26 protein-coding genes and 1 other RNA gene are annotated in these 21,994 nt (G+C 36.5%); 23 read left to right on the top strand and 4 right to left on the bottom strand.

The genetic code is table 11. From position 1 onward, the window contains the following. The first annotated feature begins 15 nt into the window (after positions 1-15). Positions 16-1,305, top strand: a complete 1,290-nt coding sequence (locus tag ACFFUE_RS01655; protein ID WP_376832259.1) for a BspA family leucine-rich repeat surface protein — start codon at positions 16-18, stop codon at positions 1,303-1,305. Positions 1,306-1,347: 42 nt separating this feature from the next. Beyond that, the gene (locus ACFFUE_RS01650; protein ID WP_376832257.1) at positions 1,348-1,656 is read left to right on the top strand and encodes a hypothetical protein; all 309 of its coding nucleotides are present in this window, start codon (positions 1,348-1,350) and stop codon (positions 1,654-1,656) included. 10 nt (positions 1,657-1,666) lie between these two features. Here the strand turns inward: ACFFUE_RS01650 and ACFFUE_RS01645 are convergent, their stop codons facing one another. From ACFFUE_RS01645 to ACFFUE_RS01635, 3 genes are all read right to left on the bottom strand, one after another. Beyond that, a complete protein-coding gene (locus tag ACFFUE_RS01645; protein WP_376832255.1) occupies positions 1,667-2,599 on the bottom strand; it encodes an ABC transporter ATP-binding protein in 933 nt (310 codons plus the stop codon). A gap of 7 nt (positions 2,600-2,606) precedes the next feature. Then, entirely contained in the window at positions 2,607-3,575 is a 969-nt protein-coding gene (locus ACFFUE_RS01640) for an iron chelate uptake ABC transporter family permease subunit (RefSeq protein WP_376832253.1), read from the bottom strand. A gap of 82 nt (positions 3,576-3,657) precedes the next feature. Next, a complete protein-coding gene (locus ACFFUE_RS01635) occupies positions 3,658-4,200 on the bottom strand; it encodes a thioredoxin domain-containing protein (RefSeq protein WP_376832251.1) in 543 nt (180 codons plus the stop codon). 28 nt (positions 4,201-4,228) lie between these two features. Here ACFFUE_RS01635 and ACFFUE_RS01630 point away from each other — a divergent pair, with 28 nt between their 5' ends. The 10 genes from ACFFUE_RS01630 (at position 4,229) to ACFFUE_RS01585 (ending at position 12,733) form a co-directional block, all read left to right on the top strand. Continuing rightward, positions 4,229-5,353, top strand: a complete 1,125-nt coding sequence (locus tag ACFFUE_RS01630; protein WP_376832249.1) for a 2Fe-2S iron-sulfur cluster-binding protein — start codon at positions 4,229-4,231, stop codon at positions 5,351-5,353. Positions 5,354-5,412: 59 nt separating this feature from the next. Then, complete coding sequence (locus tag ACFFUE_RS01625) at positions 5,413-5,967, top strand: SanA/YdcF family protein (RefSeq protein ID WP_376832556.1); 555 nt, start codon at positions 5,413-5,415, stop codon at positions 5,965-5,967. An 80-nt stretch (positions 5,968-6,047) separates the two neighbouring features. Then, positions 6,048-6,662, top strand: a complete 615-nt coding sequence (gene udk / locus ACFFUE_RS01620) for a uridine kinase (protein ID WP_376832247.1) — start codon at positions 6,048-6,050, stop codon at positions 6,660-6,662. A gap of 2 nt (positions 6,663-6,664) precedes the next feature. After that, entirely contained in the window at positions 6,665-7,015 is a 351-nt protein-coding gene (locus tag ACFFUE_RS01615; RefSeq protein ID WP_376832245.1) for an FtsB family cell division protein, read from the top strand. 33 nt (positions 7,016-7,048) lie between these two features. Beyond that, on the top strand, positions 7,049-8,212 hold the full coding sequence (locus ACFFUE_RS01610; protein ID WP_376832242.1) for a methylmalonyl-CoA mutase family protein: 1,164 nt from the start codon (positions 7,049-7,051) through the stop codon (positions 8,210-8,212). Positions 8,213-8,225: 13 nt separating this feature from the next. Beyond that, positions 8,226-9,377, top strand: a complete 1,152-nt coding sequence (locus ACFFUE_RS01605) for a THUMP-like domain-containing protein (RefSeq protein WP_376832240.1) — start codon at positions 8,226-8,228, stop codon at positions 9,375-9,377. An 85-nt stretch (positions 9,378-9,462) separates the two neighbouring features. Beyond that, entirely contained in the window at positions 9,463-10,113 is a 651-nt protein-coding gene (locus ACFFUE_RS01600) for an OmpA family protein (RefSeq protein ID WP_376832237.1), read from the top strand. Positions 10,114-10,314: 201 nt separating this feature from the next. Continuing rightward, positions 10,315-11,247, top strand: a complete 933-nt coding sequence (gene menA, locus ACFFUE_RS01595) for a 1,4-dihydroxy-2-naphthoate octaprenyltransferase (protein ID WP_376832235.1) — start codon at positions 10,315-10,317, stop codon at positions 11,245-11,247. 21 nt (positions 11,248-11,268) lie between these two features. Then, positions 11,269-12,036: a Fic family protein gene (locus ACFFUE_RS01590; protein WP_376832233.1), complete on the top strand. Its 768-nt coding sequence runs from the start codon at positions 11,269-11,271 to the stop codon at positions 12,034-12,036. Between the two features lie 16 nt (positions 12,037-12,052). After that, positions 12,053-12,733, top strand: a complete 681-nt coding sequence (locus ACFFUE_RS01585; RefSeq protein WP_376832231.1) for a metal-dependent hydrolase — start codon at positions 12,053-12,055, stop codon at positions 12,731-12,733. A gap of 64 nt (positions 12,734-12,797) precedes the next feature. Here ACFFUE_RS01585 and ffs read toward each other — a convergent pair. Continuing rightward, positions 12,798-12,895, bottom strand: an RNA gene (gene ffs, locus ACFFUE_RS01580) — signal recognition particle sRNA small type. 75 nt (positions 12,896-12,970) lie between these two features. Between ffs and ACFFUE_RS01575 the strand changes: the two genes are divergently transcribed. The 11 genes from ACFFUE_RS01575 (at position 12,971) to ACFFUE_RS01525 (ending at position 21,670) form a co-directional block, all read left to right on the top strand. Further along, complete coding sequence (locus ACFFUE_RS01575; RefSeq protein ID WP_327984563.1) at positions 12,971-13,552, top strand: DUF4199 domain-containing protein; 582 nt, start codon at positions 12,971-12,973, stop codon at positions 13,550-13,552. 106 nt (positions 13,553-13,658) lie between these two features. After that, positions 13,659-14,609 carry a glycosyltransferase family 2 protein gene (locus ACFFUE_RS01570; protein WP_376832554.1) on the top strand — a complete coding sequence of 317 codons (951 nt, stop codon included), beginning with the start codon at positions 13,659-13,661 and terminating at the stop codon, positions 14,607-14,609. 85 nt (positions 14,610-14,694) lie between these two features. Beyond that, positions 14,695-15,108, top strand: coding sequence for a hypothetical protein (locus ACFFUE_RS01565; RefSeq protein WP_376832229.1), 414 nt, complete (start codon positions 14,695-14,697; stop codon positions 15,106-15,108). After that, a complete protein-coding gene (locus tag ACFFUE_RS01560; RefSeq protein WP_376832227.1) occupies positions 15,095-15,802 on the top strand; it encodes a GIN domain-containing protein in 708 nt (235 codons plus the stop codon). The genes ACFFUE_RS01565 and ACFFUE_RS01560 overlap by 14 nt, the downstream gene beginning before the upstream one ends. Positions 15,803-15,835: 33 nt before the next feature. Beyond that, positions 15,836-17,554, top strand: coding sequence for a phospho-sugar mutase (locus tag ACFFUE_RS01555; protein ID WP_376832225.1), 1,719 nt, complete (start codon positions 15,836-15,838; stop codon positions 17,552-17,554). A gap of 80 nt (positions 17,555-17,634) precedes the next feature. After that, positions 17,635-17,937: a hypothetical protein gene (locus ACFFUE_RS01550; protein WP_327984570.1), complete on the top strand. Its 303-nt coding sequence runs from the start codon at positions 17,635-17,637 to the stop codon at positions 17,935-17,937. A 102-nt stretch (positions 17,938-18,039) separates the two neighbouring features. Then, positions 18,040-19,293 carry a pyridoxal phosphate-dependent aminotransferase gene (locus ACFFUE_RS01545; RefSeq protein ID WP_376832223.1) on the top strand — a complete coding sequence of 418 codons (1,254 nt, stop codon included), beginning with the start codon at positions 18,040-18,042 and terminating at the stop codon, positions 19,291-19,293. Positions 19,294-19,368: 75 nt separating this feature from the next. Then, a complete protein-coding gene (gene kdsB / locus ACFFUE_RS01540; RefSeq protein ID WP_376832221.1) occupies positions 19,369-20,103 on the top strand; it encodes a 3-deoxy-manno-octulosonate cytidylyltransferase in 735 nt (244 codons plus the stop codon). A gap of 138 nt (positions 20,104-20,241) precedes the next feature. Then, positions 20,242-20,907, top strand: a complete 666-nt coding sequence (locus tag ACFFUE_RS01535; RefSeq protein ID WP_327984573.1) for a LolA-like protein — start codon at positions 20,242-20,244, stop codon at positions 20,905-20,907. Positions 20,908-21,147: 240 nt separating this feature from the next. Continuing rightward, the gene (locus tag ACFFUE_RS01530; RefSeq protein ID WP_376832219.1) at positions 21,148-21,375 is read left to right on the top strand and encodes a hypothetical protein; all 228 of its coding nucleotides are present in this window, start codon (positions 21,148-21,150) and stop codon (positions 21,373-21,375) included. 40 nt (positions 21,376-21,415) lie between these two features. Next, entirely contained in the window at positions 21,416-21,670 is a 255-nt protein-coding gene (locus ACFFUE_RS01525) for an integrase core domain-containing protein (RefSeq protein WP_376832217.1), read from the top strand. Positions 21,671-21,994 lie beyond the last annotated feature (324 nt).

Here is a 21,994-nt window from a genome sequence, read left to right as displayed (position 1 = left end):
TTAATTATCAAAACAATGCGTAAAACTTTATTATTATCAGCAATGACCATCGGAGTGGTGGCATTAGGACAGAGCAATCCTATCATTACCAGATGGGAAACTAGTGGTACGGCGGATAAACAAATTGCCATCAACAATCGTGGTACAGCCACATTTACTTATGAAAAAGTGGGAAGCCCATCTATATCTGGAAGCGGAGTGCTACAAGATGAAATCAAAACGCTGATAGATTTACCATCATCTGGAGCTTATATTGTGAAGATAACACCTACATCAGACAATTTTGCCCTGCTCATCGGTCAGACACAAGAGAGTGAAGCGGCTGAACTAAAAGAGCTGTTGCAATGGGGGAATCACCGCTGGGGAAGTACCGTGTCTAGAATGTTTCACAATTGTATCAATCTTGTGATTACAGCTACTGATATTCCAGATTTTAGTGGAGTAACAGATATGGCAAATCTATTTAATAATTGTACTTCTATTGTGGAGATTCCCAACATCAACCAATGGAATGTTTCTAATGTAAGGGATATGAGTGGGATGTTTAATGGTGCCTATCGTTTCAATTCTGATATTAGTGCGTGGGATACAGGCAATGTAAAAACAATGGGGCTGATGTTTGCTTCTTCAAGCCCTAATAATGGTCAGTTCAACCAAAATATTGGTCAATGGAATACCAGCAATGTAGAGCGTATGGAGCGTATGTTCCGTGATAATACTGTTTTTAACCAAGATTTATCAAAATGGAATACCAGCAATGTGATTAAGTTTTATGAAATGTTTTCTGGAGCGGCAGCGTTCAATCAGGATTTAAGTCATTTTGATATTTCAAAAACCAATGATATTGAAAACTTTCTAGATGATTCAGGAATGAGCTGTGACAATTACACCAAGCTTTTAAAGGCTTGGGCTACCAACGCTAATACGCCCTCTGGCTTGAAGTTTTCCGCGAAAGGTGTAAAATATGGAGATGCAGGAAAAAATTATAGAAATCAATTGCTTACAGATAAAGGATGGCAGATGTTGGCTGGGAAAGAAGATGTATATGATGCCTCTTGTACCGCAGGACTTTCGGTAAAAGAAGTGAAAGCTACGGATTTTAAAATCGTCAATCCTGTAAAGGATATTCTAAAAATCCAAACTTCTGAAAATATTTTGAAAACCGAAATCTATTCTGTAGAGGGGAGATTCATAAAAGCATTTACAGGAAAGGAAACCAATGTTGCTTCACTTGCTAAAGGAGTTTATATTCTGAATATTAGCACACCAAGAGGACATTCATCTGTGAAAATCATTAAAGAATAGAATGATAAAAAGCCGACTTACAATGATTAGAAGTCGGCTTTATTGATTGTTTTCATCTCAGCGAAGGTTATTATAGGATATAACGATGCTATTTTCATCTCAGCGAAGGTTGTTATAGCGTGTAACGATAGTATTTTCATCTCAGCGAAGGTTGTTATAGCGTGTAACGATGGTATTTTCATCTCAGCGAAGGTTGTTATAGCGTGTAACGATGGTATTTTCATCTCAGCGAAGGTTGTTATAGCGTATAACGATGGTATTTTCATCTCAGCGAAGGTTGTTACAGCGTATAACGATGGTATTTTTATCTCAGCGAAGAGTGTTATAGCGTATAATGATAACAGCCTCTAGCTTCTAACATCTAACCTCTAACCTCTAATCTCTCTTTTAGCCACCAGAGTATTTCTTCAAAATTTTTAGCCTGATGCGTTTTATTTTCAAAATTCAAATGCCATTGTGAAGAATGCCATTCAAAAGTGAAAGAAGAAAGATTGTTCTGGAAATGTTTTTGTAAAAATTCTAATAGCAATTCTCTTTGCAAATCTGGGGCGATGATGCATGGCGGTTGAAAATCCCCATCGTTAAAATATAAAGGATGAGATAGCTCTTCGTGGACTGCAAGGACATCTTCCGCTATTCCAGAATAAAGCTTTTGCCCTTTGATAAACCAAATTTTATCTGCAAAAGTTTTCGCCAAACGCCAATCGTGAGAGGAAAATAGAATGATTTTATGATGTTTTTTGGCAAAATCTCTGAGGAGTTTCAAAATCATCACTTTATTATCCTCATCCAGATGCGTGGTAGGTTCGTCTAAGATGATCAACGGGGAATGCTGGGCAAAGGCCCTGCCAATAAAAGCTTTTTGTAGATTCCCATCAGAAAGTTTTTGCAGGGGAAAGTGACGGTATTGGCTTAGATTCAATTGGGAAATCAAGTCGGTAACTTCCGCCTTATCTTCAGAATTTAATTCAAAATAATAAGGATAATGAATGTATTTTCCCAACGCAATCAAATCTTCCACAGTATAGCCCAGAGGAATTGTCGCCTTAGAAAACACTACAGCTATTTGTTTTGCAATATCCTGAGCCGAGCAATGGGCGATATTTTTACCTTGCAAAGCGATGCTCCCAGATAATGTGGGAATCTGATTAAGAATGGTTTTGATAAGTGTGGTTTTTCCCACGCCATTATTCCCTATCAGCAGGCAGACATCACCCAAGTCCAACCCCGCATTGATATTGCTTACCAATGGTGTTTTATAACCAATATTGAGATTTTTGAGTTCTAAAAACATAATGGAATTAATATTTACTTTTCAGCATCATTGCGAGAATTACAGGAATTCCAAATAAAGAGGTGATGATATTAATGGGTAATTGAGAAATTTCTGATAAAATAGAAAATAACTCCATCATCAGCATTCCTAATAGAAGATTTAAAATCCATTGTTGCCAAAGCTTTGCAGGGTTCCATATCATTCTGCAAAAGTGGGGTACCACGATACCGATGAATAAAATAGGCCCTAAAAATGCTGTAACAGAAGCCGATAATAAAGAGGATGCGATGATAACCAAATATTTTAATCGGGAAAGATTTACCCCTAAACTCTGGGCATACTGTATCCCAAAAGCGTTGCCTATCAATGGTTTTATACTTTTAAAACCGAGTATCAATCCCAAAGCAACCATTATACTTAAAATGATTAACTGATTTTTAGTCACTTGATTATTAGCCCCAAAGCTCCAAAGAATATAATTTTTTAGGCTCTGATTGTCCGCATACAACTGCAAAATAGAAATCACCGCACCAGCCAATGCCGAAACTAAAAATCCGAAGATAATGAGAAAACTTTTATCTCGGAATCTGTGAGAAAACGCCAATAGTAATAGCATCAGTATCAAGCTTCCCACAATAGCCGCTACCCCGATAAAGCTATTCTGAAGCCACTCTGGAAGGAAAATATTTTGAGAAAAAAAGATGTAGAAAGCCACACTTAGGCTGGCTACAGAGGTTACCCCTAATACCGAAGGACCTGCCAATGGATTTTGAAAATATTCTTGCAACAAAAACCCAGAAGTAGGCACTGCAATTCCTGCCAAAAGCATCACCAAGACCCGATTGATTCGCAGTTCAGCAATCTGAGAATGTTCCGTTTCAGAAAAAAAATCTGCAAAAGAAAGGGGAATAAATCCCACATTGAGATTGATAATGACGGAAACTAGCGTCAAAATCAATAAAGTGATGATGAAATAAAAAAAGGTTTTGCTCACAGACAATCAAGTTTTCACTAAAACTTAAACCAATCCTTTCTACAAAAGATTGGTTTAGAATTTATGCAACAAAAATTTAATATTATTGAAAAGATTTTATTTTGGCATTAAGCTCATCTTTGGTCATCATCCCCACAGTTTCATTGGTTTTATCGCCTTTTCTCATAAAGGTAAAAGGAATAGAGCTGGCATTCCATTCTTTAAAATTACGCGTTGTAAAGTCTTGAGGCATATTAGCCGCGTCATACAGCACGGTATTCGCTTCTATGCCGTGCTCTTTTACAAAACTAGTAACCTTGCTTCCCCAATCCGTTTTTTCATCTACACTGATGAAAGTAAATTTCACAGGCTTTCCTTTTAATTCTGTCATTTTTTCTGTAAAGTGGGGCAATTCTCTCACGCAAGGTCCACACCAAGTTGCAAAAAAATTGGTGATATAGAGCGTATCGTTTTTAGTATTAATCAGCTCATTGATTTGCTCGGTGCTGTACTCTTTGGGCATATAAGACTCTGCAATAGATGGTACTTCAGGCACTTCCGTTGGTATCGTTTCCGTTGCGTTGTTCTCTTTTTTACAAGCCGTAAATAATGCTAAAATACCGAGTGATAAAAAAAGTTTTTTCATAAAATTCATTACTTTTGTGGTTAGAATTATGGAGACAATTTTACCAAAAGCAAAACAGCCTACTTTTCACCCGCTAAAAATAGTGAAAAAAGAGCAACTGACCAAAAATACCTTTTTCTTAGAATTTGAAATTCCGAGCGAATGGCAAGAAGCTTTTCGCTTTGAAGCAGGGCAATATGTTTCAGTGAAGTTTCATCACGGAGGCAAAACATTCATCAAAGATTACTCCATTACTTCTGCACCTTATGAAGGGACCATTGCTTTGGGCATCAAGTGTAATTCTGAAAATAGTTCAAGTGAAATTTTATATAAACATTATAACATAGGTGATATATTGGAAGTTGGAGAGCCTAATGGACGTTTTACTTTAATATCAAAACCAGCGGAATTTCGTACCATTTTAGGCTTTGCGGCAGGTATTGGTATTACCCCTATTTTGAGCCATTTCAAACATATTTTACATTCAGAACCGCGGAGCAGATTGCTCCTATTTTACGGTAATAAAAATAGGGAAGAGGTGGCTTTCAGAGAGGAATTAGAATTATTAAAATCACAATACGGTGAACGCCTTGAAGTCTATTATTTTTATTCACAAGAAAAAATAGGAAACCCACTCTACGAAGGTCGCTTGGATGATAAACGCTTGGATTTGATTATCAATCAACTGATGATGATAGATGATACCGATGAGGAGGTAACCCTTTGGGATTCTGTAGATGAAGTGTTAATTTGTGGTAAAGGAGAAATGATAAAATCCTTAGCCAATGCGTGTTACAACAATGGTATTCCTAAGAAAAACATCCATTTTGAATTGTTTGAAACTTATAATGATGATATCTATCCTGTAGAGGCTGAGTTTCCTTTGGTGGAGCAGGTGAAAGTAGAATTTCAATTCAATGGAGAGGTGTTTCATACGGTGTTGCCAGACAATAGAAATAAGATTTTGCAAAGTTTATCAATGCAAAATTTTAAAGTACCTTTTTCTTGTAAATCAGGGATTTGTGGTAGTTGCGAATGTCAACTTTTGGAGGGCGATGTGGAACTTTTAGAAAACGAATATCTAACGGAAAGAGAAGAAGCTCAAGGAAAAATATTAGCGTGTATGTCTTTCGCTCTGAGCCAGAATATCAAAATAGATTTTGACAAAATTTGAAACGAATTCTCAACATATTAAATGCTTTTTTCAACCTTATTGAAATAGGGGTTTTGCTGATGATGATTGCGAATATTTGGGTTTATGCTCTTACCAATGGGCGTACTTATACCAAAATCTCCAAGATTCCACCTCGGCAAACGGCATTGGTATTGGGAACTTCCCCGAAAACTATGGGAGGTAATGCCAATCCGTATTTTGTGTCGAGAATGGATGCAGCGGCATTGCTGTACCATCACGGGAAAATCAAAAAAATTATTGTGAGTGGAGAAAAAAGCAAAGGTTATGATGAGCCTACGGCAATGAAAAACTTTTTGGTCTATCAGAAAGGCGTGCCAGAGTCCATTATCATTAAAGATTTTAAAGGTTTTAACACCCAAGCCAGCATTAAAAGATGCAAAGAATTGTATAATGAAAACAATATCATCATTGTCTCGCAAGGTTATCACAATTTGAGGGCATTATTCTTTGCAAGGAATAAAAATATGAACGCTTTAGGTTTTGATGCTCAGGATATTAAAAACCCAGAGAGCTTCTATCGTAATCAGTCTCGTGAATTTTTAGCAAGGGTTTTGGCGGTATTTCATTATATTTTCAGAATTGAGGATAAATAGAGTTTCTTCACCAAAACTTATGGATTATAACTTGGCAAATACTTTATAAAAACACTATCTTTGTAAAAAACAATTACGCAATGCTTGTAATAGGAATAGCGGGTGGTACGGGAAGCGGAAAAACTACCGTAGTCAATAAAATCCTTCAGCAACTGAATGCCGAAGGAGTTAATGTACTTTCACAAGATAATTATTATCACGATAATCAGCACCTTACGCTACAAGAAAGGGAGTCGCTAAACTATGACCATCCGAAGTCCATAGACTTTGACTTGTTGCTAAGCCACGTGAAAGCTTTGAAAAAAGGAGAAAGCATAGAACAGCCTATTTACAGTTTTGTTACCCATTCTAGAACGGGCGACCATATTACCATTGAGCCTAAAAATGTCCTCATTGTTGAAGGAATTTTGGTGCTTACCAATGCAGAACTACTGAAAGAGTTTGACCTAAAAGTTTTTGTGCATACAGATTCTGATGAGCGACTCATCCGAAGAATCCGAAGAGATACCCAAGAAAGAGGAAGAGATTTGGAGGAAGTACTGCACCGCTATCAGACAACATTGAAACCTATGCACCAAGAGTTTATAGAACCTTCTAAAAACTTTGCAGACCTTATTGTTCCCAATATGAAACACAATAGTGTAGCGATAGATTTTCTGACTACTGTAATTGATAATTCTCTCAAAAAATCCTAATAATGTCCGAAGAATTAATAAAAGATATAAAAAAAACACCCAAATCAATCCGATTTGTGAAGAAGTATTTGCTTAATAAATATTTCATTGTGATTTTATTCTTTTTGGTTTGGATGATTTTTTTGGATAGTAATTCTTTTTTGGTAATTCAAGAGCAGAATGAAGAAATCAAGCGTTATGAAGAAAAAATCGCCTATTATAAAGAGGAGTATGAAAAAAATGATGCGTTTTATAAAAAATTGATGAACAATAAAGAAGAAAGGGAAAAATACGCTCGCGAAAATTACTTTATGAAAAAGCCGAATGAGGAAATTTTCATTCTGGTGGTAGATAGCACGGAAGTAAAGAAATAATAACTTGTTCCACTGATTATTAAAAATACAAAAATGTTTACAAAAATTGCTTTGAAAGATTGGGAACAATTGGTTCAAAAACAATTAAAAACGGAAGATATTTACAGTCTTTTAACCAAAGAAAATTTGGAAGGACTCAAGGTAAATCCTTACTATGATACAGTGGATAAGCCGCTGGCTAATCTGTCTAAAATAGAGGAATCTACCCATCTGGTAGCACCATATCAGGAGCGCTTAAAAGAGCACGCTTTTGCATTTTTGCTTTGCCAAAATGTGGAGGGATTATCAGAAAAAGCAATATTTGTAGGGCAAGCGGATATTTTGAAAACTTTGAAATATCAGACCGATAATCAGTATTATGCTTTGATAGATGTTTTTGATGAACAAGCAGGAACGCTTTCAGAAGACTTGGCACAAGAACTTTTAAATCAAAATTTTACCCGAAATATCGCTATTGATGTGGCTTTGCATCAGAACGCTGGTGCTGCCATCTACCAGCAGTTGGGCATTGCATTAGCAAAAACTAAAGAACTTGTAGAAGTTTTTGGCAAGGATATTCTTAAAAAACTCATCATCAGAATTGCTGTTGGAAGCAATTATTTCTTTGAACTAAGCAAAATAAGAGCTTTGAAACTTATTTATAATCAATTATCTAAAGAGTTTGGTCTTGATGAGATTCCTTATATCTTCGCAGAAACTACCTTCCGAAATAAGTCCAAAGCTGATGAAGAAAATAATCTCATTAGATCTACTTTGGAACTTGCTGCGTCAATGATAGGTGGGGCAGATGCGGTTTTTGCCAATGATTATAAGTTGCAAAACAATACGGAACTTTCGCAGGAAATTGCCTTTAAACAACAGATTGTTTTGGCGTATGAAAGCATCATCAATGTTTTTGAAGATGCGTCTAATGGCAGCTATTTCATAGAAGACCTCACGCAGCAGATAGCAGAGCAATCTTGGCAGTATTTTATTGATATTGAGGAATGTGGCGGCTATTTGAATAGTTTGAAATCAGGAAAAATTCAGAAAGATATTTATACCCAAGCCATTGCAGAGCAGGAGTGGGTAGAAACAGGGAAAATAAAACTCATTGGGGTAAATCTCTATCCACAATTGGAGAAAAAACGCAACGCTGAAACGCTCTATTCGGAAAAAGAAATAAAGCCTGTTCGCTTAGCCCAAATGTTTGAGTAAATAACTTTTCGGAATGGCAATAGATGAATTATTAAGTCCTGAAATTCAAAAATTTATATTTGAAAACCAAGCAGTTAACATTCAGGATTTGTTGCTGAAAAAATCGCCGTTTCCAGAGGTTTCTATGCAAGATATTGTTCAGCAAATCAAGGGATTGCAAGTGGCACAGCGGAAGTTTCCGTTTTTGTTACAAGATGGTATTGTTTTTCCGCCGCAACTCAACCTAGAACAGGCTTCATCTGAAAAAACGGCACACTACAAATCGAATGTTTTAAAAGGGAAAAAATTAATAGACCTTACCTGTGGATTTGGTATCGATGCATATTATTTGTCCAAAAATTTTGAGGAAGTTACTCTGGTGGAGCAAAATGCAGAACTCTTAGACATTGTAGCCCACAATTGGAATATTCTGAACAAAAAAGCAACATTTATCAATCAAAAATTAGAAGATTTTCTAAATGAAAATCAATCGCGTTTTGATGTGCTTTACCTAGACCCAGCAAGGCGAGACCAGCATCAAAATAAAGTATTTCTGTTGGAAGAACTTTCACCTAATTTATTAGAAATTCAGAACCAATTGCTTGAAATTTCAGAGGAAATCGTCATCAAACTATCTCCATTAATCGATTTAAAATATCTGATTGCGGTTTTGCATCGCATCGCCAAAATTGAAATTATCGCTGTAAAAAATGATGTAAAAGAAGTTTTGGTTTTCATCCAATCTAAAAAAGAAACTGAAAAAATCCTTTGCAGGTGCGTAAACTTAGAGACAGAAGAACCTCCCTTTGAGTTTTATTTCGGCGAAGAAGAATCAGAAACCATCTATTCAGAACCAGAAGAATACCTTTATATTCCGAATAATGCGGTCTTAAAATCAGGAGCGTTCAATGAGATTTCTCGAAAATTTCGACTGAAAAAACTCCATCCCAATACCCACCTATATACTTCTGATGTAGAGTTGACCAACTTCCCAGGACGACAGCTGATGGTGGAAATCATAGAACCTAAGTTTTTGAAAAAAGGCGAGCGGTATAATATTATCTCCAAAAACCATCCACTAAAGCCAGAAGAAATAAAAAAGAAATACAAACTGAAAGACGGAGGAGACCAATATTTGGTTTTTACGCAAACGAAAAAGGGAAAAATCACTTTAAAATCAAAATAATTTTTTGTCAAAATTACAAGATTTCTTATTTTTGGGCATTATTTGCATTTGAGAATAATTTACGATTAGAAAAATAAAAAAAGATATGAAAAAACTATTGTTAGGCTTTGCCGCTGCAGCCTTGGTATTGAGTTGCAAAAAAGTTCCAGAAGGTGGTAACAAAGGCGTTTTGAAAATGGAAAACGGCGTGGAAAGATACGATAACCACGAAACCAGAGGAACTGATGGTACTCACCACGCTACAGCTCACGGAGCAGAAAGAAAAGCTGTAGAAGTAGAAGTGAATGGCACTAAGCTTCACGCTTTTGAAGGTGGATTGGAGCAACAATTGGTGAAGTTCCTTAGCACGGGTGGCTACACCAATGCCGCTGATGATGCCGCTCTAAAAGACCAATGGTATAATTTTGATAATGTAAATTTCAAAATGGGTTCTACCAATCAGTTAGAGGCTGGCTCTGCAGAGCAAGTGGCTAATTTGGTGGCTATTTTGAAAGCCTATCCAGATGCAAAAATCAAAATCGGAGGTTATACAGATAAAACGGGAGATGCTGCTGTGAATAAAGAAATTTCTCAGAAGAGAGCAGACTTCATCAAAGGAGAATTGGCTAAAGCTGGCGTGGGAGCACAAGTAGTTTCTGCCGAAGGCTATGGAAGCGAGTTTGCAAAAGTACCTGCCGAAGCTTCTGATGAAGAAAGAGCCGCGGATAGAAAAATGGCAGTAAGATTTACCAAATAAATCTACGGAGAAACTCAAAAAAAACTTTTGGATAAGCGATGTTATTTGTATATTTTAATACAAATCGCTTATTGTTTTAAAAGTTTTGAGATGAATAAATATTTTGTCCCCTTTGAAACCTCAGAGGGGATTTTATTTTAATAAAAAGCGGGGCATTTAGTAGAAAACGCCTATTTTTGCAGGTAAGAAAGCATAATTATAATGAAAGATTTTATACAAGCCGCTCGGCTTCGTACGCTGCCCCTTTCTATGAGTGGAATTATTCTGGGGGCATTTTTGGCACGCTGGCGTTTGGTAGAAGAAGGTCAGTCTTGGGATTGGCAAGTCTTCGCATTGGCAATGTTGGTAACGCTTTTATATCAGGTGTTATCTAATTTTGCTAACGATTATGGAGATGGAGTCAAGGGAACCGATCAACTTCGAAATCAGGAAGCGGAACAAAGAGCTGTAGCATCTGGCAAAATCTCTGCACAGCAAATGAAAAATGCCGTGTGGATTACCGCTGGGCTTTCCCTATTGGCAACAATAGCACTTTTATATAAAGCCTTTTTCCCTCACTTCATCCAAGAGTTTTGGGTATTTATAGGTTTAGGCGTAGCGTGCATTTTGGCAGCTATAGGCTACACGATGGGCAAAAAACCGTATGGCTATTTAGGTTTGGGAGATATGATGGTGTTTATATTTTTTGGTTTGGTATCTGTAGGAGGAAGTTATTTCCTTTTCACTAAAGAATGGCATTGGGATATATTGCTGCCCGCGTCTGCTATTGGGATGATGAGTGCTGCGGTACTAAACCTTAATAATATGAGGGATATAGAAAGTGATGCCTTGTCTGGAAAGAAAACATTGGCTCTAAGGTTAGGTTTTCGCAATGCGATGATTTACCAGATGGTACTGCTACAGCTACCATTAATCTTGATATTAATTTTCCTGATGATGAACAACCTTCATATCCAAGGGAAATATTATGCTTTTATCGTAATGGTGATGCTATTTCCAACGGCAGGCTTGCGAAGAAAAATTTTGCAGACCAAAGAACCACGCCAATTGGACCCTTTCCTGAAGCAGGTAGGCATCATTACATTGGTGATGGCAGTATTACTCGCTGCAGGTGTGAATATGAGTGCAATTTAGCAAAAGTTTAATCATATTTGGATGAGAATTATAGATAATTATCAATATCAAGCATACAATGATATTTGGCGAGAAAAGTTGCCCAATGCACTTTCTGTATTTCAATTTTCCGAAACAGAAGTAGGGGAGGAATATCAGATTCAAAGTTCTGCCGTATTTTCTTCAAATATAGAGGGCAATAGCATTGATTTAAACTCCTATATGAACTCTAAATTAGCTAAAGAAAAATTTAAACCCACGAAAGAGCTTAAAGAAATAGATGATTTAGTAAAAGCTTATTTTTTTGCTAAAAACAACAGTCTTACAGAGAAGAATTTCCTGTATTGTCATCAGTTGCTTTCGGAGGAGCTTCTCATCAAAAGTTTGAGAGGGGCATATAGAAATGATAAAGTAGGTGTATTCAGTCCCGAAGGCTTGGTTTATCTTGCTGTAGAAGAGCATTTAGTGGTAAAAGAAATGTCCACACTTTTCTCGGATATTGAAGAACTGATAAAAAAAGATTTGAGTGTTGTAGAAACTTTTTATTACGCTTCTATGATACATTTGAGATTGGCTCATATCCATCCTTTCAGGGATGGTAATGGTAGAGCAGCGAGACTTTTAGAAAAATGGTTTTTGGCTCAAAAACTGGGTGTGAAATTTTGGCAAATTCCTAGTGAAAAATATTATAAAACTCATCAGCCTCAGTATTATCAGAATCTTAACTTAGGTTTTGATTTTTATGCTTTAGACTATGAGCGTAGTTTGTTGTTTTTAAATATGTTACCTAATACATTAATAAATAATTAAAAATATAGTTATCATTATGACCATACAATTTCTCGGACAAAATTGCTTTTTGTTTACCTATCAAGGAAAAACAATTCTTACAGACCCATTCTACAATTTTCAAAAAGAACAATCGGGGTTTGATATTTCTAAAAATAATATAGATTTTGTGCTGATTACTCACGCTCACGGAGACCACACTGCCGATGTAAAAGAGGTTTTGGAGCATTATCCTAATGCTACGGTGATTGCTCAGCCAGAGGTATGCGGTTATTTTGGTCACGCCAATGCTATCGATTTAAACATCGGGGGGAGTACTTCTGTAGGAGATTTAAAGATTACAATGCTTCCTGCTGCTCATACCAGTTCGTTTCCAGATGGGAGCTATGGCGGTGTAGCAAGTGGCTATATGCTGAACTACGAGGGTAAAAATATTTATTTTTCTGGTGACACAGGAGTTATCGCCGATATGGAACTATTCCCAGAGTTATTTGGAAGAATAGATTTAGCCATTTTACCTATTGGTGGACATTATACGATGTGCTCAAAATCAGCGGCTTTTGCAGCTTCTAAACTTTTAAGGGTAGAAAAGGTGATGGCGTGTCATTTTGATACTTTTCCACCGATAAGCATCAATCACGAGGAAGCACTTCAGCATTTTGCTGAAAGAAATGTAGATTTGGTATTGCCTTCATTAGGGGAGCAATTTGAATTCTAAATAAAAATGAAGAGATTAAGCATTCTAAAAAAATAACTTAATCTCTTCACTAATAGACATAAAAAAATGGCAAGCTACCTAAATCACACCGCTACAACCGATTACCTTTGCTGCGTTCCCACCCTGGAGGATTTTCAGGAGCTGGTTGTTTAGGACTTGCCGGGTGCAAAGATAGGATAAAAATTTAAAATTCAAAATAGAAAAATTAAAATTATTAAAAAACAAAATTGATTAGCAATGTTTAAGAATGTATATGTTATTGGTATTATGATATTTACTGTTATAATGCTCGTGTTTTTTACCACTAATATTTTTTTCAGAGATGTTAACTATTATCGCAATACCATCACGCTGAATGCTTTTTTACTGCCCATTATTTTTGCTATTGGAGCCTTTCTTTCTGTCACTACTTACAGCAGATGGAAAAAGAGATTAACCTTTAAAGAAGCTTATGGAAGGGCTTTTGTACCAATGTTTGTGGGTGGTTTTCTATCCATAGGTTCTATTTTTTTTTATATTAATTATGTAGATAGAGAAACCAAAGACCTTCTAAATCATCAGTATATTGAAAGTTTTAAGACTTCTTTGGAAGAAGAATATCAAAAATCCAAAAAAGTTTTCAAACCCGAAAGTGAGGAAATGAAAGAAGTAGAACAAAAATATGCCGAAGGCAAAGTAAGAATAGCAGAGAAAGAAAAACGAAATGAAGATATGTTTTCTGCAAAGTATTTCGGGTATGTATTTGCAGGGTATTGTGCTTATTTTCTGTTACTTTCATTGTTTTTTGGAAGTTTTTTCAGAACGAGAAGTTATGAGTAATTTTATTTGTATTTTTGGATTTGAAACAGATGTCAAATATTTAGTTTTTGATGATTTTTTATAACATTGAAAATTAATTAATTATAAAATAAAAGGATTGAAAACAATAGATTTATCCATCATCATCCCGCTTCTTAATGAGGAAGCTTCCCTAGAAGAGTTATATACTAGGATTCACAATGTCTGCGAAAGTCACCAGCTATCTTATGAGGTTTGGTTTGTGGACGATGGTAGTACAGATGCGTCTTGGAGCATTATAGAGTTTTTGAAAAATCAAAATCCTAATATTCACGGGATTAAATTTTCTAGAAATTATGGGAAATCACAGGCACTTCACGCTGCCTTTGCACGGGTAAATGGAGATGTAGTGATTACGATGGATGCCGATTTGCAAGATTTTCCAGAGGAAATTCCAGAGCTGTATAAAATGGTGGTAGAGGAGCAGTACGATATTGTATCGGGGTGGAAGAAAAAACGATATGATAATGTGATGACTAAAAACTTGCCCTCTAAACTCTTCAATGCAGCGGCAAGAAAAGTGTCTGGCGTATCGCTTCACGATTTCAATTGCGGTCTTAAAGCCTACAGAAAGCAGGTGGTAAAATCTATAGAAGTCTATGGTGATATGCACCGTTATATTCCTGTTTTGGCAGCCAATGCTGGGTTTAGAAGAATCACCGAAAAGCCCGTTCAGCATCAAGCGCGTCCTTATGGAACTTCCAAATTTGGCACGGAGCGTTTTATTCGCGGATTTTTAGATTTGATTACCCTATGGTTTGTCAGTCGTTTCGGTGGTCGCCCAATGCACTTTTTTGGAGCAGCAGGAACGCTGATGTTCCTCGTAGGATTTCTATCGGCATTATGGTTGGGCGTATCCAAACTCATCGACATTTCTAGAGGAATTTATGGTAACTTGATTGCAGAGAATCCTTGGTTTTTCATCGCTCTAACGATGATGATTTTAGGAACTTTATTATTCATAGGAGGTTTCTTGGGAGAGATGATTATTCGTACCAATAGGGAGCATAGAAATTATTACATCGAAGAAGAGATTTAGTTTTATATCATTGATTAACAATGTAAAAGCATAAGATTTCACAATTTGAAGATAATTAAAAAGATATTCAACAGAATAAATATCAATGAAAACCTTTAAAAATAATAGAATAACTTTAACTAATGATGGAACTTATCTTCGGATAAGCGAAAGCCTATTTTATAAAGTAGTTAATATTATATTAGGATTTTTTGGGATAATATTTTCTATTACAAATCTGTATAATCAAGATTTTCAGTTGAGCGGTTTTGGGATTTTTTATTATTTAATTTTAGCGTTATGGTTGTATATCATCATTGCTGAACTGACAGCTGATACCAATAATGAAATTAGATTATCCGAAATTAAGAAAGTGAATTTTAAGGAGAGAAAGCTATTAGAGAATGTGGCAATCTCTATTTTGTATCAAGATAAAAAAAGAAAATTAGGAGTCTTTACTTCAAAAGACGCTCACGATTTAAGACGATTTTTTAAAACCATTCAAGATGAAAGCCATTAAGCATATCTGTGCCATTTCAATTTTAAGCATTACAATATCCTGCGGAAAAATAGAACCCAAAGGCGATATTGTATCAAAAGATTATCCCGTGGAAGCATTTCAAAATGTGCAACTTTCAGGGAAATATAAGGTGTTTTTTGTATCGAGTGGGCAAAACTTCGTTAATATAGAAAGCTATCAAAACATTGCGGATAACCTAAAAATAGAGGTGAAAAACAATACCTTGATGATTAGCGAAAAACGAGAAACGGAAGCTATTGACTTCTACAATCTTGTCATTTACTCCAAAACGCCTTTGCAAAGCATCACCGCAGGAGATGATGTAGAATTTAATGTATCGGGGGAAATAAAAGGAGAAAATGTGCGTGTAGATTTAAAAAATAATGCTAAATTTATAGGGTCAATTCGTTCCAAAATGGCAACGGTAGAGATGAAAGACCTTTCTAGGGCTAATTTTATTGGGGAAACGCAAAATGCAACCATCAAGATTGCAGATACCGCTAATATTATTGCACCTTATTGGCAAATATCCACCCTCGATTTGGAAGCGAAAAATGGCAATTATACTGAGGTCAATGTGAAAGATACCCTGAAGGGAAACATTAGAAATACCTCAAAACTGGTGTTTTACAGCGAACCCGTTAAGGTTTTTAAAGCAGATAAAACAGCGAGTATAAAACAGCAAAAATTGTAATATTAATATAGTATAACCAAAAAATAAATCAAAATGACAACAGTAGATAAAGCAAAACTTTGGCTTACAGAAACTTTTGATGAAGAAACTAGAAATGCCGTTCAGGCGTTAATCGATAGCCAATCTTCAGAGTTGGAAGATGCCTTTTATAGAGAGCTAGAATTTGGTACGGGTGGTATGCGTGGCATTATGGGCGTGGGTACCAATCGGCTGAACAAATACACCTTAGGACAGGCGACGCAAGGTTTGGCGAATTATCTACACCAAAGCTTCCCTAATGAAGAAATCAAAGTTGCCATTGCTTATGATGTGAGAAACAACTCCAAGGCATTTGGAAAAATTGTTGCCGATGTGCTTACAGCCAATGGTATCAAAGTGCTTTTATTCAAAGAGCATAGACCTACACCAGAATTGTCTTTCACCGTAAGAGAGAAAAAATGCAATGCGGGAATTGTGCTTACAGCATCTCACAACCCACCAGAATACAACGGCTATAAAGTTTATTGGAATGATGGTGCTCAGGTAGTGCCACCTAATGATGAAAACATCATCAAAGAGGTTTATGCTACTGCTTTTGATGCCATTAAATTTGATGGAAATGATGATTTAATAGAATGGATAGGAGAGGAGCAAGACGATGTGTATATCAACGCTTGTATGGAAAACTCTCTTTATCATAAAGATAAAAAAGGATATGACCAGCTAAACATTGTGTTCACCTCCATCCACGGAACGACTTATACTACCATCCCAAAGGCGTTGGCAAAAGCAGGTTTCACTAGAGTGGATTTGGTGAAAGAACAGATGATACCAAGTGGAAATTTCCCTACCGTAGAATCTCCTAATCCAGAGGAACCCGCTGCTCTGTCTATGGCGATGGATTTAGCAAGAATTACCAATGCGGATATTGTGATAGGCACCGACCCAGATGGCGACCGATTGGGTATTGCGGTGAGAAACTTGGAGGGCGAAATGCAACTTCTCAACGGAAACCAAACCAATACAATTCTTACCTATTATATTTTAGACCAATGGAAGCAATTGGGTAAAATTACGGGCAAGGAGTTTATCGGTTCTACCATTGTAACATCAGATATTTTCTTTGATATTGCGGAGAAATTTGGCGTAGATTGCAAAGTGGGGCTCACAGGCTTTAAGTGGATTGGCAAGATGATTCGCGATGTAGAAGGGCAAGAGAAATTCATCTGTGGTGGTGAGGAGTCGTTCGGATTTATGACGGGAGATTTTGTGAGGGATAAAGACTCTTGTGGTTCTATTCTCCTAGCGTGTGAAATTGCTGCTTGGTGCAAAGCCAATGGAAAAACAATGTACCAATACCTTATAGACATTTACAAAGAAACGGGAATGTACTATGAAGGCCTAATCAATGTGGTGAAAAAGGGTAGAGAAGGTGCAGAACTGATTCAGGAGATGATGAAAAACTTCCGCGAAAATCCACCAAAATCCATCGCAGGTTCTTTGGTAGAAGAGATTAAAGATTTCAAAGAGCAAACTTGCCAAGTGGTTTCTAAAAATGAAACCAAGGTGATGGATGATATTCCAAAATCTAATGTGTTGATTTACTATACAGAAGACGGTACAAAAGTTTGCGTAAGACCATCAGGCACAGAACCGAAAATCAAGTTTTATGTTTCTGTGAAGGCTCCTATCGCTTCGGAGGAAGATTTCAAAACGCAATTGCCAATCTTATCCGATAAAATAGAGAAAGTAAAAGCAGATCTTAATCTTTAACCTATTGAAAACTAACCCCAAACCCTTTCGGAATCAACTTCTGGGAGGGTTTGGTATGAATATTTTAAACTATTAGCTCTATGGAAACAAATTCACAAGAAAATCAAGGCGTAAAAAATATGGATACTCAAAAAATTATCATTATTGAGAGCAGAAAAAGTATTGGTGTAGCATTTTTGTTAACCTTCTTTTTCGGGCCGTTTGGGATGCTCTATTCTACGGTAGTAGGCGGAATTATTATGCTGATTGCATCTGTAGTTATCGGTTTAGTAACATTCGGCTTTGGGGTATTCATTACTTGGCCTATCTGTATTATTTGGGGGATGATAGCAGCGGATAATCATAACAAAAGAATAAGTAATAAAATAAAGAGACTTGATTAGTTTACTCTACTCTATAAAAGTTAATTAAAAAGAAAAATAAAACCTAAATCGGTTTCGTTTTATAAATTGAAATTGTTAAATATAAAATCACAATAAAAAACAATGAAAGTATCAAAACTTGCAGCCCATCTTATCGGTTCCGAAATTGTGAAAATAGGAAACGAAGTGAATGATATGAAAGCCAAAGGCACTGAAATTGCCAATCTTACCATAGGAGATTTAAACTCCAATCTGTATCCTATTCCTGCTCTGTTAAAGGAAGGTATTCAGAAAGCTTATCAGAATAATCTTACCAATTATCCACCCGCTAATGGTGTCCTTAGTTTAAGAAAATCGGTATCAGAAGATTTGAAACAACGCTGGAATCTAGATTATTCCCCTAATGATATTTTGATATCAGGCGGCTCTCGTCCTTTGATATACGCTACATTCAAAACCATTGTAGATGAAGGCGATAAGGTGGTATATCCCGTTCCTTCTTGGAATAACAACCACTATTCTTACCTTACCCACGCCAATAAAGTGGAGGTAGAAACCACTGCAGAAAATAATTTCTTACCTACCGCAGAGGAACTAAGACCGCATTTGGAAGGTGCTACGCTACTAGCATTATGCTCACCTCTTAATCCTACGGGGACAATGTTCACCAAGGAGCAATTAGCAGAAATCTGCCAATTGGTATTAGAAGAAAATGCTAAACGAAGCGAAGACGAAAAGCCTCTGTATCTGATGTATGACCAAATCTATGCAATGCTAACCTTCGGAGCTGAGCATTTCAATCCTGTTTCCTTATTTCCAGAGATGAAAGCCTATACCATTTTTATCGATGGAACTTCCAAATGTTTCGCCGCTACGGGGGTGCGTGTAGGTTGGGCATTTGGTCCTACGGAAGTGATAGACAAGATGAAAGCTTTGCTTACCCACATAGGAGCTTGGGCTCCAAAACCAGAGCAAGAAGCCGTAGCAGAATTTTTGCAAAAAACAGATACTGTTGATACATTCGTTACAGATTTCAAAGGAAAAATAGCGCATAGCCTTAATGTGCTTCACGAAGGTGTACAATCTATGAAAGCTCAAGGTCTTACCGTAGATAGCATACAGCCAATGGGAGCTATGTATCTCACCATTCAGCTAGATTATATAGGAGCCACTAAGCCCGATGGCGGTAAAATAGAAAACACTTCAGATTTGGTATTTTACCTCATTGCAGAGGCGGGCGTTGCTTTAGTACCGTTTTCCGCTTTTGGGAATAGCCGTACGATGCCTTGGTTCAGAGCATCTGCAGGTGGCGTAAGTGTCGAAGAAATCCAAACAATGCTACCAAAATTAGAAGCAGCACTTCTAAAACTTAAATAATAAAAATCAGAAAGGCAATTGCTTCTGATTCCTCAGATGAATTGCCTTTCTATTCTAACCAACAACCATCAACCATTGAAAATAATCGCTGTAATCCCCGCAAGATACCAAGCATCGCGTTTCCCAGGCAAGCTGATGAAACTCTTGGGTAATAAAACCGTTATTGCCACCACTTACCAAAATGTAGTGGAAACAGGGCTGTTTCAGGAAGTTTTTGTAGCCACCGACTCGGCAGAAATCTATCAAGAAATTACTAATATAGGCGGCAAAGCTGTAATGACGGGCGAGCACGAAACGGGGAGCGACCGCATTGCAGAGACAGTACAAGATATAGATTGTGATATTGTGGTCAATGTTCAAGGGGATGAACCTTTCCTTAAAACAGAGCCATTGAAACAGCTTATTCAAGTGTTTTATGATGATGAACCAAAGGAAATTTCTTTGGCTTCGCTTAAAATAAAGCTGACTGAAACCGAGGAAATTGAAAATCCCAATAATGTGAAAGTTATCACCGATTTGCAAGGCTTTGCAATGTATTTCAGCCGTTCGGTGTTGCCTTTTCATAGAGAAAAAACATTTGCCGTAGAGTATTATAAACATATTGGGGTATATGCCTTCAGGAAAGAGGCTTTGCTGAAATTCTCCCGTTTGGAGATGACGCCATTAGAGCAATCCGAAAAAATAGAATGCCTCCGATACTTGGAAAATGGAATGAAAATCAAAATGATTGAAACCAATTTCGTAGGAGTGGGTATTGATGTTCCAGAGGATTTGGAAAAAGCTAATGCCATTTTGAAAGATAATGGTTAATTATTAATGATAAATTAGTAATCAACTTAAAACTCAAAACTCAAAACTCAAAACTCAACACTCAACACTCAAAACTTCTTAATACTCAACACTCAAAATTAATTTTTCATTATCTTTGAACCTTCTTAAATCTATTGAATGAAAAAAATATTTTTAATCCTATTCAGCTGGATGACCTTTCAAGGTATTATGGCTCAGACGGGAAAAGAAATTATAGAGAAAAATATTGAACTCTCTGGGGGATTGACCAATTGGAAACTGCTCAATACCGTTTTGCTTTCGGGTAAGGTAACTCTGGGAATTAATGATGAATATCCCATCAAAATTTATCAAAACCGTCCTAATCTTACCAAAACAGTGGTTACTGTAGGGAAGAAAGAAACGGTGGTAGAGGGCTATGATGGCAAGAAAGGCTATGCGATGAATTACGCTGCCAATAAACTGCAAGAGTATCCTAATTATATCCCAGAAAGTTTTGATAACGATTTCATCGATTTTGAAAATAAAGGCTTCACTGCTGAATATCAGGGAAAAGAAAAGGTGGGAAACATCTATTGTCATAAAGTGGTGCTCACTAAAAATGTGAACAAAACCATCTATTATTTTGATACTAAAACCTATATGCTCCTCAAAGAAGAGAAGAAAGACGAGGTGCTGCTTTATTCAGATTATAAGAAAGTAGGGGCATTGCTATTCCCTTTCAGAATAGAAAGTGCTAGTGCCAAGAAGGATGGCGACTATGTGATGCTACTCAATAAAATAGAAATCAACCGTGCCTTTCCAGAAGGAACATTTAAGTTTTAGATTATGAGTCTATCTTGACTTTTTGAAAACTATAATGTTCCCCAACAATCAGACCACGGGTTAAGTTAAAAAAAAGTATTAATCTTAACTCGTAAAAAAATAAAAAATAAGAAGAAAATTTAGCCCCGCCTTCAAGGCACAAGTTGCTATTGAAGCCCTGAAAGAGAGAGAAATACTATCAGAATTAGCTGCCCGTTCGATGTTCACCCTCAACAAATCCAGAACTGGAAAAAAGAGTTTTTGAGCCAATCAGACCAAGTTTTCTCATCAGAAAGGAGAAAAGAACAATCGGCTGGTAAAGAAGAAAAGCTTTATCAAAAAATCGGTCAATTGCAGATAGAGATTGATTTCTTAAAAAAACTTAGGGATGCTAGAGGAATGAAAGAACGGGAAAAAATGATAGATAAAGAGCATCGATTGAGTCTTTATAGACAATGTAACTTATTGTGTATTAATCAGAAACTTTAATCAAGGGAGCCAATATACCTCTACCCATTGGATAGACTTTATGGAAAATCACGATATAAAAGTCAGTATAGATGGCAAAGGTAGGGCTACGGACAACATCTATATCGAACGGTTTTTCAGGAGGATAAAGTATGATTATATTTATCTCAATCCTGTGGAATCAGGCTTGGAACTGTACAAAGGGATTAGGGATTTTATTGCAGGATACAACAACCGAAAACATCAAGAAATTAACTATCAAAAACCAAAAGATTTAATTCAATTTGAACCCAATTATCAACTTAAATCCGCTTAACTGTGGTCTAAATTTTGGAGAACGGTATATTAATGGTCGAGGGGGTATTAACTTAGTGGTTGAGGGGTATTAATTTAATGGTCAAGGGGTATTAACTTAGTGGTTGAGGGGTATTAATTTAATGGTCAAAGGGTATTGATTTAATGGTCAAAGGGTATTAACTTAGTGGTTGAGGGGTATTAACTTAGTGGTCAAGGGGTACTAACTTAGTGGTCGAGGGGTATTAACTTAGTGGTCAAAGGGTATTAATTTAATGGTTGATAGTTGTTGGTTGTCGGTTGATGGTCTTTTTTCTTTCTTCTTTCTTCAAAAAACTCAGCACTC

The sequence above is a fragment of the Bergeyella porcorum genome (assembly GCF_042427575.1).
Lineage (GTDB): Bacteria > Bacteroidota > Bacteroidia > Flavobacteriales > Weeksellaceae > Bergeyella > Bergeyella porcorum.
Note: the sequence above shows the minus strand (reverse complement) of the source record. Positions and strands in the feature narration are given on the sequence as shown.